Source organism: Plantibacter sp. MDV22-iso1 (assembly GCF_058408345.1).
Genome location: NZ_JBZVDY010000001.1, coordinates 502,651 through 519,151, shown reverse-complemented (window position 1 = coordinate 519,151; position 16,501 = coordinate 502,651). Strand labels below are relative to the sequence as shown.

Here is a 16,501-nt window from a genome sequence, read left to right as displayed (position 1 = left end):
GCGTCGGACACCCGCCGTGCACTGCGGAGGCGCCGCCGCCCACCGGCGTCCGCATGCGCTCACCGGCATGTGCCAGCCCTACACTTGAGCAATGGCGGACGACACTCCGAAGACCTGGTGGGGACGCTTCCTCCCCGAAGCGGCCTCGCCCGTGCGCGAACCGGACCTGAGCGGATCGAGCAGCGTCCCGCGCGGCATGCGCGTGGCCGCAGCGTGGTCCTGGCGCATCCTGCTGGTGGCCGCGGTCGTCGCGCTGCTCGTCTTCCTCGTCGTGCAGCTCCGCCTCATCGTCATCCCGCTCCTCATCGCCGTCCTCGTCTCCGCGCTGCTGAAGCCTCTCGTCGACGTCCTGGTGCGTCACCGCTGGCCGAAGGGCCTCGCCATCGCACTCGCGATGGTCGGCACGCTCTCCGTGGTGAGCGGACTGATCTTCCTCGCCATCTCGCAGATCACCTCGCAGTTCGCCTCCGTGCAGGCCCGCACCATGACCGCCTACGGCGATTTCAAGGCCTTCCTGCTCGCCAGCCCGTTGCACGTGACCGAGACGCAGCTCAACGACTTCATCGCCCAGGCGTTCGACTCGCTCCAGCAGGACAGCCAGGTCCTGCTCTCAGGCGCCCTGTCGATCGGTTCGACGCTCGGCCATGTCGCGACGGGCGTCTTCCTGACGCTCTTCTGTCTGCTGTTCATGCTCATCGACGGTCGGACGATCTGGCGTTGGACGGTGCGCGTCTTCCCGCAGCGGGCACGCCCCGCCGTCGACAGCGCCGGTCGCGCAGGATGGCGGACGCTCGGCAACTACGTCCGCACGCAGATCCTCGTGGCCTCGATCGATGCGGTCGGTATCGGACTCGGCGCGTTCTTCCTCGGCGTCCCGCTCGCGATCCCGGTCGCCGTGCTCGTGTTCCTCGGCTCGTTCGTGCCGATCGTCGGTGCCGTCGTGACCGGAGCCGTGGCCGTCTTCCTCGCGCTCGTCTACAACGGCCCGGTCATCGCGCTGCTCATGCTCGGTGTCGTGCTCCTCGTCCAGCAGCTCGAGGGGCATGTCCTGCAGCCGCTCATCATGGGTACGGCCGTCAAGGTGCACCCACTCGCCGTCGTCCTCGCCGTCGCGGGCGGCACGCTCGTCGCCGGCATCCCCGGCGCCCTGTTCGCGGTGCCCGTGGTGGCCGTGATCAACGTGATGGTCCACACCATCGCCAGCGGCACGTGGCGGACCGGCGGCAGTGCGCCGCCGGAACCGGGTACCGACGGCGCCATCTGGCAGACCGTCCCGAGCCCCAGGCGAATCCGTCCGGGCTCCCGGTCGTCCCACGAGCCGCAGGATCGCCCAGGCGATCAGGAGCCCCAGCACCCCAGCGAAGACCTCCGAGAGACCTCGTCCCCAGAAAGTCCAGGACCCCGCACACCATGACCGATACAACGACCACCACACCCGTGTTCCCCGGCCCGTCGCTCGCCGCGTTCGAGCGAGCCAGGGACACCCTCGTCGGCACCGTCCAGCGCACGCCGATGGAGAGTTCCCGCTACCTCGCCGACGTCCTCGGCGTGCCCGTGCATCTCAAGTGCGAGAACCTCCAGCGGACCGGCTCTTACAAGATCCGCGGCGCGTACAACCGCATGTCGAGCCTCACCCCCGAGGAGCGGGCGCGCGGCGTCGTCGCCGCCTCGGCGGGCAACCACGCGCAGGGCGTCGCCTTCGCCGCCCGCGAGCTCGGCATCACCGCGACCATCTTCATGCCGGTCGGCGTCCCGCTCCCGAAGCTCGCCGCCACGCGCGACTACGGTGCGCACGTCATCCTGCGCGGCCACACGGTGGCGGAACCGCTGATCGCCGCCGCCGAGTTCGCCGCGGAGACCGGTGCCATCCTCATCCCGCCGTTCGACCACCCGGACGTCATCACCGGGCAGGGCACGCTCGGGCTCGAGATCCTCGAGGAGGTCCCCGACGTCGAGACGGTCATCGTGCCGATCGGCGGCGGCGGGCTCATCTCGGGTGTCGCGGGGGTCATGAAGCAGCGCGCGGCCCTCGAAGGACGCACCATCCGCGTGATCGGTGTCCAGGCGGCGAACGCGGCCGCGTACCCGGTGTCGCTGGAAGCCGGAACCCCGACGACCATCGCCGTGCAGCCGACCATCGCCGACGGCATCGCCGTGGCCCGTCCCGGCGAGCTCAACTTCGAGATGATCAGCGCGCTCGTCGACGAGGTCGTCACCGTCAGCGAGGACGACCTCGCCCGGGCCATCGTGGTCCTCCTCGAGCGCGCCAAGCTCGTCGTCGAACCTGCCGGAGCCGCCGGCGTCGCGGCGATCCTGGCCGGGAAGATCGAGCCGACCGGCACGACGGTCACCATCCTCTCCGGCGGCAACATCGACCCCCTCCTGCTGCAGCGGGTCGTCAGTCACGGACTCGCGGCGTCGGACCGCTACCTGACCCTGCGCATCCCACTGCCCGACCGGCCGGGCCAGCTCGCACGGACGGCGGAGCTCGTCGCGCAGGCCAATGCGAACGTCATCGAGGTGCTGCACACCCGACACGGACACGGCCTGCAGATCAGCGACGTCGAACTCGAGCTCAGCATCGAGACGCGCGGGCCCGACCACCGCGACCTCGTCGTGCAGACGCTCCGCGAGGCGGGGTACGACCCGCAGATCGTCGACGACTGATCCGACTGCCGGAACGCAGCAGGGCCCCGCCGTGTCGGCGGGGCCCTGCTGCGTCTGGTCGGTCGCGAACGACGCGACGTGCCGGATCAGGAACCGGTGTAGGTCTCCACCGCGCTGATCGACACGGTGATCTCCTTGCCGTTCGGCGCCTCGTAGGTGGTCTTGTCACCGATCTTCAGACCGAGGATGGCGGCACCGAGCGGGCTGCCTTCGCTGTAGACGTCGAGGTCGGTGTTGCCCGCGATCTCGCGGCTGCCGAGCAGGAAGCGCTCTTCGCCGCCCGCGACGACCGCCGTGATGACGGTGCCGGACTCCACGACACCGGTGGACTGCGGTGCCTCGCTCACCTTGGCGTCGCGCAACATCTGCGTGAGCGTCCGGATGCGGGCCTCCTGCTTGCCCTGCTCGTCCTTCGCGGCGTGGTAGCCGCCGTTCTCCTTGAGGTCGCCCTCTTCGCGAGCCGCTTCGATGCGCTTGGCGATCTCCTCGCGGCCCGTCGTGCTGAGGTGTTCGAGTTCCGCCTGCAGCCGGTCGAAGGCCTGCTGGGTGAGGAACGTCTCCTGGATCTGCTCGGACACGATGGAACTCCTTTGCATGGTGGGTCCGCACACGACGGCCGAAACGCCCGTCATATGCCAGACGCCCCGGCGGAATGCCGGGGCGTATGAAGTACTGCCTTCGAGTATCGCACGATCGGCGCGGGAGTGTGGCTCGCGCGCCGACGCCCTCGAGGGTCAGGAGCGGTGCTCGACCACCCAGCAGGTGTCGACGACGCCGGTGTTGCTGAGCTCCGTGGTGCGGACGCTCTCCGTGAAGGTGCGGGTGCGCTGCTCGGACGGCGGCAGCTCGACGACCTTCCATCCGACGACCGCGAACTGCTCGTTGAGCGCCTGGACCGAGCAGGCCATGGGGGTGTCCTGCGGACCGGTGACCTCGAAGGACACGCTGACCATCGTGTCGTCGACGATCTCGTGCGCCGTGTTGCGCGACTCGATGCTCGGCCGACTGCCGTCGAGACCGGCCCACACGACCCAGGCGACGAAGACGACGGCGAACGCTGCGGCGGCCAGCCAGATCAGGCGGCGGTCGCGGGCACGGTTGCCAGGGGTGCGTCCGTAGCGCGCCGCGATGGCGTCCTGAGGGCCGGCATCCTGCAGGGGAGAGGTCACGTCACGGGCTCCGGTTCGAACGGTTAAGCTGGACCAGGAGTGCGAGACGCCTCGAGGTCGACACCTCAAGCGTATTGCCTCTTCCTGGATGCGGAGTCCCGACCGCGTCGTCACGTCACGAGTCGCGAAGCGGTCCCCTCGCGCAGACCAGCCGGAAGGCGGAGCACCATGACCATGAGACTGCTCGCCGTGCACGCGCACCCCGACGACGAGTCGAGCAAGGGGGCGGCGACCCTCGCGCACTACCGGAGCCTCGGCGCCGAGGTCATGGTCGTCAGCTGCACGGGTGGCGAACGCGGCGACCTCCAGAACCCCGCACTCGCCGACGTCGCGATGATCGAGCGCGACCTCCCCGGATACCGTCGCCTCGAGATGGCCGCGGCGCAGGAGATCCTCGACATCGAGCACCGGTGGCTCGGCTATCAGGACAGCGGGATGGCCCGCGATGACGGCACGGTCCCACCCGCAAGCTTCGCCGACATCCCTCTCGAGGTCTCGACCGGTGTGCTCGTGCGCATCGTCCGTTCCTTCCGGCCGCAGGTCATCATCACCTACGACGAGAACGGCGGCTACCCGCACCCCGACCACATCCGGTGCCACGAGGTGAGCGTCGCCGCGTTCGAAGCGGCGGCCGATCCCACGCGCTATCCCGAAGCGGGTGAGCCCTGGCGCGTCGACAAGCTGTACTACGACCGCTCGTTCAGCCCCGCCCGGCTCGAGGCCGTGTACGCCTACCTGCTGGAGCACCACCCCGACGACCCGGCGGTCGAGCGACTGGCCGAGATGCGGGAGTGGATGGCCGGCCGGCCCGATCTCGCGACGACGCACGTGCCCGTCGGCGACTTCTTCGAGGCTCGCGACGCCGCGCTCCGGGCGCACGGCAGCCAGGTGCCGCCGGACTCACCGTTCTTCTTCTGGCCCAACGACGTCCTCCGTGCCGCATGGCCGTTCGAGGACTACCAACTGGTCACGTCGCACGTCGCGTCGACCACTCCAGAGTCGGAGCTGTTCGACGGCATCGACACCAGCGAAGGAACCGCATGATGCACCACCTGTTCACCGAGGTCCTGTTGGCGGTCACGCCGTCGCCGTCGCCCTCGCCGGCGTTCGACGAGAACCAGGTGACGCCGGGACCGTGGGGCTTCGTGATCACCTTCGCCATCGCCGGCATCGTCGTCTTCCTCGTCATCGACATGGTGCGTCGCGTGCGCCGGGTCAACTACCGCGCGGAGATCGACGAGCGGCTCCAGGCCGAGGTCGCCGAGCGGGCAGCCGCGGACCGCGCGGGGAGCGACACCGGCGACGCGGCCCCCGCAGGCGTCGAGGACGACCCTCGCCCGCCGTCGGACCGGTCGGCCCGCTGACACCACCACCGCGACGCCTCGCCGCGCGCCGGGCCACGGGTCGTCAGCGGTTGTAGACCGGGGCGATCGCGATCAGCAGGATCCCGGTCCAGTGGCAGAGGAACGCGAGCACCGTGCACAGGTGGAAGAGCTCGTGGAACCCGAATCGCCCCGGCCAGGGGTTCGGGCGCTTCATCGCGTACATGACCGCGCCGACCGTGTAGAACAGGCCACCGGCGGCGACGAGCACCATCGTGACGAAGTTGCCGCGGGCGATGTCGCCGAGGTACGCGACCGCACCCCACCCGAGTGCCAGGTAGAGCGGGACGTACAGCCACCGCGGGGCGTTGATCCAGAACACGCGGAAACCGATGCCGAGGAGCGCGCCGCCCCAGACGAGCACGAGCAGGAGGTTGCCCTGCGCCGGTGGTAGCGCGAGCACGGCGAGCGGTGTGTAGGTGCCGGCGATCAACAGGAAGATGTTGGCGTGGTCGATCCGCTTGAGGAGGAGCTTGACCGAGGGGCGCCAGGAGAACCGGTGGTAGAGCGCCGAGTTCCCGAAGAGCAGCATCGAGGTGAGCACGAACACCGTCGAACTCCACTTCGCGGCCGCACCCTGTGCGAGCACGACGAGGACGATCCCGGCGACGATCGAGATGGGGAAGATCCCGGCGTGCAGCCATCCGCGCCAGGTCGGTTTGACCTCCTCCGGTGCGGCGGCATCGTCGGCGGCGACCTCGAGCAACGGCAGCTTCGGCAGCTCGGGATCTCCACTCGTCATGGGTCCAGGATACGGGGTGGCACGGAACCCGTACTGGGAGCGATGCAGGAAACTGCACTAGCGTTGCAGGGTGATGACGAGGCATTCCGCACCGGTGGACGGCTTCCTGTACGGCGTCTACGCACGGCGCCTCCGGAAGGCGCTCACTCCGCAGACGCTGCCGCACCATGTCGCGATGATCATCGACGGCAACCGGCGGTGGGCCAAGCAGCTCGGGTACGACACCGCGGCGCACGGCCACCGAGCCGGTGCGGCGAAGATGCGTGAGTTCCTGACCTGGTGCGACGATCTCGGCATCGGCGTCGTCACCCTGTACCTGCTGTCGAGCGACAACCTGGTGAACCGCGCGCCGGACGAGCTGGACGACCTCGTCGACATCATCGCCGACCTCGCCGAGGGGCTGTCGCACTACCGTGACTGGCGAGTGAAGCACGTCGGTTCGAGCGACGGTCTCCCGGAGTCGCTGCGCACGGCGTTGACGAGTGCTGAGGAGCGCACGGCCGACCGTGCCGGCATGCACATCAACCTCGCGGTCGGCTACGGCGGTCGCACCGAGATCGTGGACGCGATGCGCGCGATCGTCGCCAAGCACCACCTCGAGGGTCGGAGCCTGGAAGACCTCGCGGCGCTGCTCACCCCCGACCTCATCGGTGAGCACCTCTACACGGGAGGCCAGCCCGACCCCGACCTCGTCATCCGCACCAGCGGCGAACAGCGGATGAGCGACTTCATGCTCTGGCAGAGCGCCCACAGCGAGTTCTACTTCGTCGAGGCGCTCGGGCCCGACCTCCGCGAGGTCGACTTCCTCCGCGCCCTCCGCGACTTCTCCAGGCGGCAGCGGCGGTTCGGCGGATGAGCCGGTCCACGCCCGCCTCGGAGCCGGACGAGCCGGAGACGGCGTCCCGGTTGGAGACCTTCCAAGCAGGATTCGGTGAGGTCGACGGCTATCTCAACTACGGCAGTGTCGGTCCGTTGGCCGCGTCCGTCGTCCTCGAGGCCGCCCGCTGGAACGACGTGCTCGCGAGTGCGACGCCCGGCACGCTCGGCTCGGTCGACGGGCAAGACGAACGGATGCGTACCGCCGTCGGGACGCTCACCGGGTTCCGTGCCGACCAGGTCGTCGCCCAGCCCAACACCTCGCAGGGCCTCATGCACGCGATGTTCGGCCTGAGCGGCACGGTCCTGCTCTCCCGCTTGGAATACCCCACGCTGCCGCTCGCGGCGGAGCGGGCCGCCGAGCACCGGCACGTGCTCAAGCCGAAATGGCTCGAGACGCGACGCGGACACGTGACGGCCGAGAGCGTGCGCGAACAGCTCGACGACACCGTCACCGCCGTGGCCGTGAGCCTCGTCGACTACCGCACCGGATACGTCTGCGACCTCGAAGCCGTCCGCGAGGTGATCGGCGACCGCCTCCTGATCGTCGACGCCATCCAGGGCTTCGGCGTGGTCGACGCCCCCTACGCCGTCGCCGACGTGGTCGCCTCGGGCGGGCAGAAGTGGATGCGCGCAGGCTGGGGCACCGGATTCCTGGCCCTGAGCGACCGCGCCGTCGAGCGGCTCGAGCCGGTGTTCTCGGGCGTGACCGGCACCGACGAGGCCTGGCCGTTCAGCGCGACCCCGGCACCGAGCCGATCCGTGCGCGCATACTCGATCACCAGGCCCGACCCGCTCGCGGCGGCGCGGTTCGCCGCGTCGCTGGAAGACACGGTCGCCGTCGGGACCGCGACGGTGCACGCCGCGATCGCCGAGCTCACGGCCGAAGTGATCGAGCTCGCGGACGAGTTCGGTGTCGCGGTGGTCTCCTCGCGAGACGAGCACGATCGCGCGGGCATCGTCGTCCTGGAGCCGGAGGAGTCCGTCCTCGACACGCTGTGGACCTCGCTCGAGAACCACGGCGTCACCGCGACGATCCGCGCCGGGGCCGTGCGGCTCAGCGTGCACGCCGGTACCAGTCGGCAGACGCTGGACCGACTGCGCGGTGCGCTGCTCTCGTTCGCGACGGCCGCGAGCTACTGAGCCGCCGTCCGACCACCGGCGGTCCAGGAGACGGCCCCCATCTGTTCACCTCCCCGTAACAGGACACGGGGCGTGTCGTCGCATCGATGTCGGTGGCCGGACGTACGTTCATCTCATCGGGCATGGAGCCCGGTCGAGACGGCCACACAAGTTCGGCTCGAAACCCTGCAGGCGGCCGTTTCGCACAGTGATCCGAGCATCAGATGCTCGGGGTGGGAGTGGTTGTGGCCTCGCGAGAAATCCAGAACACGTCAGCCGGCATCGAGACGCGGGATGCGTCGACGAGACCGAGCCGACGACCTGCCGACCACACGGTGAGCGGGGGAGATCAGGCGCAGGCCGAGATCACCTACGTGCTCGACACCTCCGTGCTGCTGTCGGACCCCAAGGCGCTCTTCCGGTTCGCCGAGCACGCCGTCGTCATCCCGGTCGTCGTCATCAGCGAGCTCGAGGGCAAGCGCAACGACCCCGAGATCGGCTACTTCGCACGTCAGGCACTCCGCATCCTCGACGAGCTCCGCATCGAGCACGAACGCCTCGACTTCCCGATCCCGGTCGGTGACGGCGGATCCCTGCGGGTCGAACTCAACCACTCGAGCATGGCCTCGCTGCCGTCCGGTCTCCAGCTCGGCGACAACGACTCGCGCATCCTCGCAGTCGCGCTGAACCTGGCGAACGACGGCCTGACGGTCACGGTGGTGTCCAAGGACCTGCCGCTGCGCGTCAAGGCGGCCTCCATCGGTCTCCAGGCGGAGGAGTACCGGGCGGAACTCGCGGTCGACTCGGGCTGGACGGGCATGTCCGAGATCACCCTCGGCTCCGAGGACATGAGCACGCTGTGGGAGCGCGAGGAGGGGACGACGCCGATCATCGAGGACCTGCCGATCAACACGGGCCTCGTGATCCACTCCGACCGGGGATCCGCACTCGGGCGGGTCACGGGCAAGCGCAGCTACAAGCTCGTCCGCGGCGACCGCGACGTCTTCGGTCTGCACGGACGCTCGGCCGAGCAGCGGCTCGCGATCGACCTCCTGCTCGACCCCGAGATCGGGATCCTCTCGCTGGGAGGTCGAGCCGGGACGGGGAAGTCCGCGCTCGCCCTCTGCGCGGGTCTGGAGGCCGTCCTCGAGCGACAGGCGCACAAGAAGATCATGGTGTTCCGGCCGCTGTACGCGGTCGGCGGCCAGGAGCTCGGGTACCTGCCCGGCGACCAGGGCGAGAAGATGAACCCCTGGGGACAGGCGATCTTCGACACGCTCGGCGCGGTCGTCTCGCAGAACGTGCTCGACGAGGTGGTGGAGCGGGGCATCCTCGAGGTGCTGCCGCTGACGCACATCCGAGGCCGTTCGCTCCACGACGCCTTCGTGATCGTCGATGAGGCGCAGTCGCTCGAACGCAACGTGCTCCTCACGGTCCTCAGCCGGATCGGGCAGAACTCGCGGGTCGTCCTCACGCACGACGTCGCCCAGCGCGACAACCTGCGCGTCGGCCGCCACGACGGCGTCGCCTCGGTGATCGAGACGCTCAAGGGGCACCCGCTGTTCGCGCACGTCACGCTGACGCGCTCGGAGCGCTCGGCCATCGCGGCACTCGTGACCGAGATGCTCGAAGGGAACGAACTGGCGTAGCGGCCGTCGGAGGAGCGGGCCGGCAAGGCTCGCTCCTCCGGCTCCGGCCGCCTGTGGAGAACGCCGGAGGCCGGCACGATGATCCTCCTATCCTGACGGGATGCCCTCGCGACCGACCTCCACCGGCAGGCGGCTCCGCCCGCGTGTCGCCACCGCGGCGATGGCCGGCTCGACGCTGCTGCTCGTAGCCGTCGCCGTTGCCCGGCTCGGCCCCGACCCGCGTCCGGTCGTCATCGTGCTCGTGTGGCTCGCCTGCATCACGCCGCCGCTCGTGCGCATCGACGTCGCGGAGCGGCGGCTCCCGAACCGTCTCGTGCTGCCGGCGCTCACCATCGCGGTGCCGCTCACGGCCATCGATGCCGCAGTGCGTCAGGTGGCCCCGTTCGAACCGCTCCTGATGGGGTCCGCGGTCGGCGCCGTCCTGTACGCATGCGCCCTCTTCGGCGGGCTGGGCATGGGGGACGTGAAGCTCGGCGCGCTGCTCGGCCTCGCTGTCGGCTGCTTCGGGACGTCCGCGGTGCTGCTCTTCGCAGTGGTGTCGGTCTTTTCGGCCGGCCTCGCGGGTGTGGTCGCCGTGCTGGTCGCACGCTCACGTGGTGGCTCCGCCGGTTGGCGCACGCGCATCCCGTTCGGTCCGTTCCTGCTCCTCGGCTGCTGGGGCGCGATCGCCGCCACGGCGTGACCACACGGATGGAGACGGCCCCGGAACCGCGAGGGTTCCGGGGCCGTTCGATCGTTCGACGAGCGGGTCGACTCAGCCGGGGTGCGTCATCGAGAGGACGTCGAGCGCCGTGTCGAGCTGCTCCTCCGTGATCTCGCCGCGTTCGACGAAGCCGAGGTCGACGACGGCCTCGCGGACGGTGAGGCCCTTGGCGACGGAGTGCTTGGCGATCTTCGCCGCCGACTCGTAGCCGATGATCTTGTTCAGCGGGGTGACGATCGACGGCGAGGAGCCGGCGAGTGCCGCAGCGCGGTCGAGGTTGGCCTCGAGGCCGTCGACGGTCTTGTCGGCGAGGACCCGGGTCGCGTTCGAGAGGAGACGGATGCTCTCGAGGAGCGCCGTGCCCATGACCGGGATCGCGACGTTGAGCTCGAAGGAGCCAGAGGCGCCGGCCCAGGCGATGGTCGCGTCGTTGCCGACGACCCGTGCGCCGACCATCAGGACGGCCTCCGGGATCACGGGGTTCACCTTGCCTGGCATGATCGAGGATCCCGGCTGGAGGTCGGGGATGTGCAGCTCGCCGAGACCGGTGTTCGGGCCGGAGCCCATCCAGCGGAGGTCGTTGCAGATCTTCGTGAGGCTGACCGCGATGACCCGGAGGGCTCCCGAGGCGTCGACGAGTCCGTCGCGTGCGCCCTGGGCCTCGAAGTGGTCCTGGGCCTCGGTGATGGGCAGCTCGGTCTCCTGCGCGAGCAGCTCGATGACGAGCTGGGGGAAGCCCTTCGGCGTGTTGATGCCGGTGCCCGTCGCGGTTCCGCCGAGCGGGACCTCTGCGACCCGGGGGAGCGCCGTGCGCACACGCTCGATGCCGAGACGCATCTGGCGCGCGTAGCCACCGAACTCCTGGCCGAGGGTGACCGGCGTGGCGTCCATGAGGTGCGTCCGGCCCGGCTTCACGGCGGTCTTCCACAGCTCGGCCTTGCGTTCCAGCGAGACGGCCAGGTGGTCGAGGGCCGGGATGAGGTCGTCGATGAGGGCGCTCGTGACGGCGATGTGCACGGAGGTCGGGAAGACGTCGTTCGAGGACTGCGAGGCGTTGACGTGGTCGTTGGGGTGCACCGGGCTGCCGAGGCGCGCGCTCGCGAGCGTCGCCAGAACCTCGTTCATGTTCATGTTCGACGAGGTGCCGCTGCCGGTCTGGTAGGTGTCGACCGGGAACTGCGCGTCGTGCGCGCCGGTGATGACCTCGTCGGCCGCTGCGGCGATCGCGTCGGCGACACCCTGGTCGAGGACGCCGAGCTTGGCGTTGGCGAGTGCCGCGGACTTCTTGATCCGGGCCAATGAGGCGATCTGCGCCGACTCGAGCCCGCTGCCCGAGATCGGGAAGTTCTCGACCGCCCGCTGCGTCTGCGCACCGTAGAGGGCGTTCGCGGGGACCCGCACCTCACCCATGGTGTCGTGTTCGATGCGGTACTCGGTTGCTGAGGTGTCTACCACGCTGTTCGTTCTCCTTCGTGCGATTGCGGTGGTGCTGCGCTCGACCGGTCGGTGAGCGGGGTGGAGGTCATTCGGGGACGGTGACGTCGCCGATCACGATGTCGGCGACGGCGGTGCCCTCGAGGAGCTTGTAGTTCGCGCCGATGATGGCGACCGTCCCGGCCGCCACGGCGTCGCTGATGAGCTCGGAGCGCGAGACGACCTCCATGACGGTGCGACGGAGGTGGCGCCGTCCGACCTCGGAGGTGTCGACGGAGGCGGCGTCGATCGGTGCAGGGCCGGCGACAGCGCTCACGGCGGGGACGATCTGCTGGATCAGCTGGTCGATGTACGGGGGGAGCGGGGTGGCGTCCTCGATCTGCGAGTCGATGGCCGCGCGGACGGCGCCGCACTCGTCGTGCGCGAGCACGAGGATGAGCGGGACCTGCAGGACACCGACGGCGTACTCCAGGGTGCCGAGCACCGAGTCGGAGACGATCTGACCGGCGTTGCGGACGACGAAGAGGTCGCCGAGCCCTTTGTCGAAGATGATCTCGGCCGCGAGGCGGGAGTCGGAGCAGCCGAAGATGACCGCCTCCGGGGCCTGGGAGTGCGCGAGCGTGGCGCGGCGTTCGACGTCCTGGCGGGGGTGGGCGGGCTGACCGGCGACGAACCGCGCGTTACCGCGCTGCATCTCGCGCCAGACGGCACCGGGGCGCTTCTGGGTCATTCTGAGTCCGTTTCTGCAGGGGCGCCCGACGGGGCGTCGAGGTTGGCGGTGACCCCGGTGCGCACGGAACGTGCGACATCGAGGACGTACTCGGGCTTCGCCGTGCCGAACACGGCGATCGTGCTCCGACCGGCGACGGTCGACAGGGCGTACGCGACGTTGCCGTCGTCGGAGCCGCTGCCGTTCGCGTATTCGACCCACTCGACGCCGTCGATCGTGACGGTTCCGGTGGGGCGGGCTTCGTCGAGCTCGGCGAGGAGCCAGGTGTCGTTGGCGTCGACGCCTTGGACGAGGCCGACGAACTCGTCGTCGGGGGAGATGAGTCCGACGTTCCAGGAGCGGATGTCGGGTGTGCCGGCGACCGGTGACGCTGCGGTGCGGACGTCGGCGTAGTTGCTGCCCCAGTCGTCGCCGAGCTCGGGGGTGAGGAGCGGGACGGGGAGGTCGGGCTGCGCCTGGCCGGCGAGCTGCGCGTAGTCGACGGTCGGGCGCTCCGGGGCTTCACCTCGGGGCACGGCGAGCACGATCACGACCACGAGGCCGACCGTGGCCAGGAGCGACAGGACGAGGTTGTTGACGGTCTTGCGCGAGCGGTACAGGCGGGAGTTCTCCGCCTTGCGGTCGGCGGTCTCCTGCGGCGTCTCGGGGCGGCCGAGCTCGGCAACGACGCGCGGCGGCTTGGTGTCCTTCACCGCGATGCGTCCGGAGTGCCGGATCCGAGCTGGGCGGCGCGTGCCGCGTCGAGCCGTGCCTTCGCGCCGATCAGCCACTCCTCGCAGCGCTGGGCGAGCTGTTCGCCGCGCTCCCAGAGGCGGAGGGAGTCCTCGAGCGACGCCGAGCCCTGCTCCAGCTCGGACACGACACGCACGAGCTCGTCGCGTGCCTGCTCATAGCTGAGCTCCTGGACATCGGAGGGGGTTGGCATGCTTCTATCCTATTCGTCGTCGGTCCGGGCGGCAGCCGTGGCCGGGCCGGTACTGGAGGCGCCGATCGCGCCGGAGGCGAGGGTGACCAGGAGCTCCGTCCCGGCGGGCGCGTCGCCCTCGGCACGGATGACCGCGCCACCCGGGACGCCGGCCTCCGGGTCCGCTCGTTGGACGATGGCGTAGCCGCGGTCGAGCGTGCGCTGCGGCGACAGGGCGCGGAGGTGTGCGCGGAGTTCCGTCACCTCGCGCTGGGAGCGCTCGACGGCGCGGTCGATGAGCTCGGCACCCCTGGCGACCGTTCGGGTCAGCTCGTCCGCCCGCGAGTCGACGATCCAGGACGGGTCGGCGAGCGCGGGACGGGTGCGAAGCGTCGCGAGTCGGTCGATCTCGTGACCCAGCAACGAGGTCACCCGGGAGGACAACCGGACGCGGGCCTGCTGCACGCGAGCGAACTCCTCCGCGACGTCGGGGACGACCCGCTTGGCGGCATCGGTCGGTGTGGAGGCACGGAGGTCGGCGACGTCGTCGAGCAACGGGCGGTCCGCCTCGTGGCCGATGGCGCTCACGAGGGGTGTGGTGCAGGCGGCCGCGGCACGGACCACGCGTTCGTCGCTGAACCCGAGGAGGTTCTGGAAGTCGCCACCGCCGCGCGCGACGATGATGACGTCGACCTCGGGGTCGGCGTCGAGCGTCTGCAGAGCGCTCACGACGTCGCCGGGGGTGCGGTCGCCCTGGACGGCGGCGTGGACGACACGGAACCGGACCGAGGGCCAGCGCAGTTCCGCGTTGCGCAGGACGTCCTTCTCGGCGTCGGAGTCCTTGCCGGTGACCAGCCCGATGCACTGCGGGAGGAACGGGAGCGGCCGCTTGCGCGACGCGTCGAAGAGCCCCTCCTCGGCGAGCTGCCGACGGAGTCGCTCGAGTCGCTCGAGGAGGTCGCCGATGCCGACGTGCTTCATCGCCATGACCTGCATGGTGAGCGTGCCGCCCTTGAGCCAGTAGTTCGGCTTGACCAACGCGACCACGTGGTCGCCCTGTTTGAGGTCGGCGGGGATCTTCGCGCGGACGGACGACCAGATGGTGAACCCGACCGTCGCATCGATCTCGAGGTCTTTGAGCTTGCCGTAGACGTTGCCGCCCGAGGCGCCCCACTGCGTGATCTCGCCCTCGACCCAGACCGTGCCGAGGCGGTCGATGTAGTCGCGGAGCTTCGTGCCGAGGAGCGCGACCGGCCAGGGGGCTTCCATGGTGGCCGGTGCATCGCTCATCCCTCAAGCCTAGCCGCGAGCACCGACGGCGCGCCGGTCGCGGACCACCCGGTCGTTCACGGCCGACTCCCGAGCGCTGCCGCGTAGAATCCACACGTGACCGATCTCCGCGACGCCCCAGCCATCGGCCTCGGCATGCCGAGGCTCCGACGTATCGCCGGACGCCTCGCAGACCTCCCCGTCGCCGGGGAGAAGCGCGTCCTGCTGGCAGCCCCGCGCGGTTACTGCGCCGGCGTGGACCGCGCGGTCGTCGCCGTCGAGAAGGCGCTCGAGCACTACGGCGCGCCGGTGTACGTCCGGAAGCAGATCGTCCACAACGTGCACGTCGTCGATCAGCTCGAGGCCCAGGGCGCCGTGTTCGTGGAAGAGGTCGACGAGGTGCCGTCCGGCGCGCACATCGTCTTCAGTGCGCATGGCGTTTCGCCCGCCGTGGTCGATGCCGCCGCCGACCGCGGGCTGCTCGCGATCGACGCCACCTGCCCGCTCGTCACGAAGGTCCACCGCGAGGCCGTGCGCTTCGCCCGCGACGACTACGAGATCCTGCTCATCGGACACGAGGGGCACGAGGAGGTCGAGGGCACGGCCGGTGAAGCGCCCGACCACGTCACGCTCGTGACGAGCCCGGAAGCCGTCGACGACCTCGTCGTCGCCGACCCCGACAAGGTCGTGTGGCTCTCGCAGACCACGCTGTCGGTGGACGAGACCATGGAGACGGTCCGCCGCCTGCGCGAGCGGTTCCCGAAGCTCCAGGATCCGCCGAGCGACGACATCTGCTACGCGACCCAGAACCGTCAGGTGGCCATCAAGAAAGTAGCCCAGGACGCCGACCTCGTGATCGTGGTCGGGTCGGCGAACTCCTCGAACTCGGTGCGCCTCGTGGAGGTCGCCCTCGAATACGGCGCGAAGGCCGCCTACCGCGTCGACTACGCACACGAGATCCAGCAGGCCTGGCTCGACGGTGTCGTCACGGTCGGTGTCACCAGCGGCGCCTCCGTGCCGGAGGTCCTCGTCGACGAGGTCCTCGAAGAACTCTCCGGAGCCGGCTACGGCGCGGTGCAGGAAGTCAAGACGGCCGAGGAGGACCTCATGTTCTCCCTGCCGAAGGAGCTGCGCAAAGACCTTGCCGGCACGACCGATCCGCGCGCCCTGGGAGGGCGTCGACCATGAGCGAATCCCGCCCCCGTCCGCAGTTCGGTGAATACGCGTCCCCCGAGGAGCAGCGTGCCCGGATCGCCGAGCCCATCGACGAGCAGCGGGCGGAGGAGCTCGGCATCGCGCCGGTCGTCCCCGTCGAACGGCAGCCACGGCAGCAGCAGGAGCCGACCCTCCGCGAGCAGACGCGCGAGCAGGCGCATGAGCCTGGGGTGATGCAGCCGGGCGCTCCGACCGTGGCCGCTAGACGTCCTGTCGCCGGAGACCGCATCGCGACGTCGATCCTGCTCGGACTCGGCCTCGTCGGCCTGATCGTGACCATGCCGGGCCTGCTCGACCTCCCGGGCCTGATCCGCCCCGCACTCGTGCAGATGGGTGTCTCGGGGTACTCCTCGGACGGTCTCGCGAGCGCCATGGGCATCCTGGCGCTCGGTCTCCAGATCGCCCTGTGGGTGGGCGCCATCATCCTGTCGAGCCGGTCGCTCCGCGCGGGTCGATTGACCTTCTGGATCCCGCTCGTCGCCGGTGTCGCGGCGAACCTGGTCGTGGTGATCTGTCTCGCCGTGGCCATGGGCGCCGACCCGGCGTTCATGGAGTACGTCCGCTCGCAGCAGCCGTAGTCATCCACACACGAAGAACGGGCCCGGCAGCGATGCCGGGCCCGTTCTGTTCGTGTAGGTG

At 70.0% G+C, this 16,501-nt stretch carries 18 protein-coding genes; 10 read left to right on the top strand and 8 right to left on the bottom strand.

From position 1 onward, the window contains the following. The first annotated feature begins 91 nt into the window (after positions 1 to 91). Both AC4PMY_RS02460 and ilvA read left to right on the top strand, forming a co-directional pair. Entirely contained in the window at positions 92 to 1,414 is a 1,323-nt protein-coding gene (locus AC4PMY_RS02460; RefSeq protein ID WP_071261075.1) for an AI-2E family transporter, read from the top strand. Next, complete coding sequence (gene ilvA / locus AC4PMY_RS02455) at positions 1,411 to 2,667, top strand: threonine ammonia-lyase (RefSeq protein WP_064296452.1); 1,257 nt, start codon at positions 1,411 to 1,413, stop codon at positions 2,665 to 2,667. Before AC4PMY_RS02460 ends, ilvA begins: the two co-directional genes overlap by 4 nt. 86 nt (positions 2,668 to 2,753) lie before the next feature. On the opposite strand, the gene greA is transcribed toward ilvA, so the two are convergent. Both greA and AC4PMY_RS02445 read right to left on the bottom strand, forming a co-directional pair. Beyond that, a complete protein-coding gene (gene greA, locus AC4PMY_RS02450; RefSeq protein ID WP_240555708.1) occupies positions 2,754 to 3,245 on the bottom strand; it encodes a transcription elongation factor GreA in 492 nt (163 codons plus the stop codon). Between the two features lie 156 nt (positions 3,246 to 3,401). Next, a complete protein-coding gene (locus AC4PMY_RS02445; RefSeq protein WP_167620448.1) occupies positions 3,402 to 3,836 on the bottom strand; it encodes a DUF4307 domain-containing protein in 435 nt (144 codons plus the stop codon). A gap of 168 nt (positions 3,837 to 4,004) precedes the next feature. On the opposite strand from AC4PMY_RS02445, the gene mca reads away from it, so the two are divergent. Beyond that, positions 4,005 to 4,880, top strand: coding sequence for a mycothiol conjugate amidase Mca (gene mca / locus AC4PMY_RS02440; RefSeq protein WP_314138861.1), 876 nt, complete (start codon positions 4,005 to 4,007; stop codon positions 4,878 to 4,880). Continuing rightward, the gene (locus tag AC4PMY_RS02435) at positions 4,877 to 5,200 is read left to right on the top strand and encodes a hypothetical protein (protein ID WP_079002042.1); all 324 of its coding nucleotides are present in this window, start codon (positions 4,877 to 4,879) and stop codon (positions 5,198 to 5,200) included. The genes mca and AC4PMY_RS02435 overlap by 4 nt, the downstream gene beginning before the upstream one ends. A gap of 43 nt (positions 5,201 to 5,243) precedes the next feature. Here the strand turns inward: AC4PMY_RS02435 and trhA are convergent, their stop codons facing one another. Further along, on the bottom strand, positions 5,244 to 5,960 hold the full coding sequence (gene trhA / locus AC4PMY_RS02430; protein ID WP_314138858.1) for a PAQR family membrane homeostasis protein TrhA: 717 nt from the start codon (positions 5,958 to 5,960) through the stop codon (positions 5,244 to 5,246). 73 nt (positions 5,961 to 6,033) lie between these two features. Between trhA and AC4PMY_RS02425 the strand changes: the two genes are divergently transcribed. The 4 genes from AC4PMY_RS02425 to AC4PMY_RS02410 all read left to right on the top strand — a co-directional run bounded on the left by AC4PMY_RS02425 (position 6,034) and on the right by AC4PMY_RS02410 (position 10,289). Next, positions 6,034 to 6,816 (top strand): isoprenyl transferase, encoded by a 783-nt coding sequence (locus AC4PMY_RS02425; RefSeq protein WP_064296447.1) that lies wholly within the window; start codon positions 6,034 to 6,036, stop codon positions 6,814 to 6,816. After that, positions 6,813 to 7,979 carry an aminotransferase class V-fold PLP-dependent enzyme gene (locus tag AC4PMY_RS02420; RefSeq protein ID WP_491621913.1) on the top strand — a complete coding sequence of 389 codons (1,167 nt, stop codon included), beginning with the start codon at positions 6,813 to 6,815 and terminating at the stop codon, positions 7,977 to 7,979. The genes AC4PMY_RS02425 and AC4PMY_RS02420 overlap by 4 nt, the downstream gene beginning before the upstream one ends. A gap of 203 nt (positions 7,980 to 8,182) precedes the next feature. Continuing rightward, complete coding sequence (phoH2, locus tag AC4PMY_RS02415) at positions 8,183 to 9,607, top strand: RNA 5'-3' helicase PhoH2 (RefSeq protein ID WP_399542881.1); 1,425 nt, start codon at positions 8,183 to 8,185, stop codon at positions 9,605 to 9,607. A gap of 100 nt (positions 9,608 to 9,707) precedes the next feature. After that, positions 9,708 to 10,289 (top strand): prepilin peptidase, encoded by a 582-nt coding sequence (locus AC4PMY_RS02410; RefSeq protein ID WP_491621912.1) that lies wholly within the window; start codon positions 9,708 to 9,710, stop codon positions 10,287 to 10,289. 72 nt (positions 10,290 to 10,361) lie between these two features. On the opposite strand, the gene AC4PMY_RS02405 is transcribed toward AC4PMY_RS02410, so the two are convergent. From AC4PMY_RS02405 to xseA, 5 genes are all read right to left on the bottom strand, one after another. Further along, entirely contained in the window at positions 10,362 to 11,765 is a 1,404-nt protein-coding gene (locus tag AC4PMY_RS02405) for a class II fumarate hydratase (protein WP_079002052.1), read from the bottom strand. A 67-nt stretch (positions 11,766 to 11,832) separates the two neighbouring features. Continuing rightward, complete coding sequence (locus AC4PMY_RS02400) at positions 11,833 to 12,474, bottom strand: carbonic anhydrase (protein WP_064296442.1); 642 nt, start codon at positions 12,472 to 12,474, stop codon at positions 11,833 to 11,835. Continuing rightward, positions 12,471 to 13,166, bottom strand: a complete 696-nt coding sequence (locus tag AC4PMY_RS02395; RefSeq protein ID WP_167620449.1) for a DUF4245 domain-containing protein — start codon at positions 13,164 to 13,166, stop codon at positions 12,471 to 12,473. The genes AC4PMY_RS02400 and AC4PMY_RS02395 overlap by 4 nt, the downstream gene beginning before the upstream one ends. Next, positions 13,163 to 13,399: an exodeoxyribonuclease VII small subunit gene (locus AC4PMY_RS02390; RefSeq protein WP_064296575.1), complete on the bottom strand. Its 237-nt coding sequence runs from the start codon at positions 13,397 to 13,399 to the stop codon at positions 13,163 to 13,165. The genes AC4PMY_RS02395 and AC4PMY_RS02390 overlap by 4 nt, the downstream gene beginning before the upstream one ends. 9 nt (positions 13,400 to 13,408) lie before the next feature. Beyond that, positions 13,409 to 14,668: an exodeoxyribonuclease VII large subunit gene (gene xseA, locus AC4PMY_RS02385; protein ID WP_064296441.1), complete on the bottom strand. Its 1,260-nt coding sequence runs from the start codon at positions 14,666 to 14,668 to the stop codon at positions 13,409 to 13,411. A 135-nt stretch (positions 14,669 to 14,803) separates the two neighbouring features. On the opposite strand from xseA, the gene AC4PMY_RS02380 reads away from it, so the two are divergent. Further along, entirely contained in the window at positions 14,804 to 15,835 is a 1,032-nt protein-coding gene (locus AC4PMY_RS02380) for a 4-hydroxy-3-methylbut-2-enyl diphosphate reductase (RefSeq protein WP_071261248.1), read from the top strand. Next, positions 15,832 to 16,440, top strand: coding sequence for a DUF6264 family protein (locus AC4PMY_RS02375; RefSeq protein ID WP_064296440.1), 609 nt, complete (start codon positions 15,832 to 15,834; stop codon positions 16,438 to 16,440). The genes AC4PMY_RS02380 and AC4PMY_RS02375 overlap by 4 nt, the downstream gene beginning before the upstream one ends. Positions 16,441 to 16,501 lie beyond the last annotated feature (61 nt).

Coding starts and splice junctions, on each gene's coding strand:
- AC4PMY_RS02400 (WP_064296442.1), bottom strand. CDS start 12,474: ATGACCCAGAAGCGCCCCGGTGCCGTCTGGCGCGAGATGCAGCGCGGT.
- AC4PMY_RS02410 (WP_491621912.1), top strand. CDS start 9,708: ATGCCCTCGCGACCGACCTCCACCGGCAGGCGGCTCCGCCCGCGTGTC.
- AC4PMY_RS02435 (WP_079002042.1), top strand. CDS start 4,877: ATGATGCACCACCTGTTCACCGAGGTCCTGTTGGCGGTCACGCCGTCG.
- xseA (WP_064296441.1), bottom strand. CDS start 14,668: ATGAGCGATGCACCGGCCACCATGGAAGCCCCCTGGCCGGTCGCGCTC.
- AC4PMY_RS02375 (WP_064296440.1), top strand. CDS start 15,832: ATGAGCGAATCCCGCCCCCGTCCGCAGTTCGGTGAATACGCGTCCCCC.
- phoH2 (WP_399542881.1), top strand. CDS start 8,183: ATGCTCGGGGTGGGAGTGGTTGTGGCCTCGCGAGAAATCCAGAACACG.
- AC4PMY_RS02380 (WP_071261248.1), top strand. CDS start 14,804: ATGCCGAGGCTCCGACGTATCGCCGGACGCCTCGCAGACCTCCCCGTC.
- trhA (WP_314138858.1), bottom strand. CDS start 5,960: ATGACGAGTGGAGATCCCGAGCTGCCGAAGCTGCCGTTGCTCGAGGTC.
- AC4PMY_RS02390 (WP_064296575.1), bottom strand. CDS start 13,399: ATGCCAACCCCCTCCGATGTCCAGGAGCTCAGCTATGAGCAGGCACGC.
- mca (WP_314138861.1), top strand. CDS start 4,005: ATGACCATGAGACTGCTCGCCGTGCACGCGCACCCCGACGACGAGTCG.
- ilvA (WP_064296452.1), top strand. CDS start 1,411: ATGACCGATACAACGACCACCACACCCGTGTTCCCCGGCCCGTCGCTC.
- AC4PMY_RS02425 (WP_064296447.1), top strand. CDS start 6,034: ATGACGAGGCATTCCGCACCGGTGGACGGCTTCCTGTACGGCGTCTAC.
- AC4PMY_RS02460 (WP_071261075.1), top strand. CDS start 92: ATGGCGGACGACACTCCGAAGACCTGGTGGGGACGCTTCCTCCCCGAA.
- AC4PMY_RS02420 (WP_491621913.1), top strand. CDS start 6,813: ATGAGCCGGTCCACGCCCGCCTCGGAGCCGGACGAGCCGGAGACGGCG.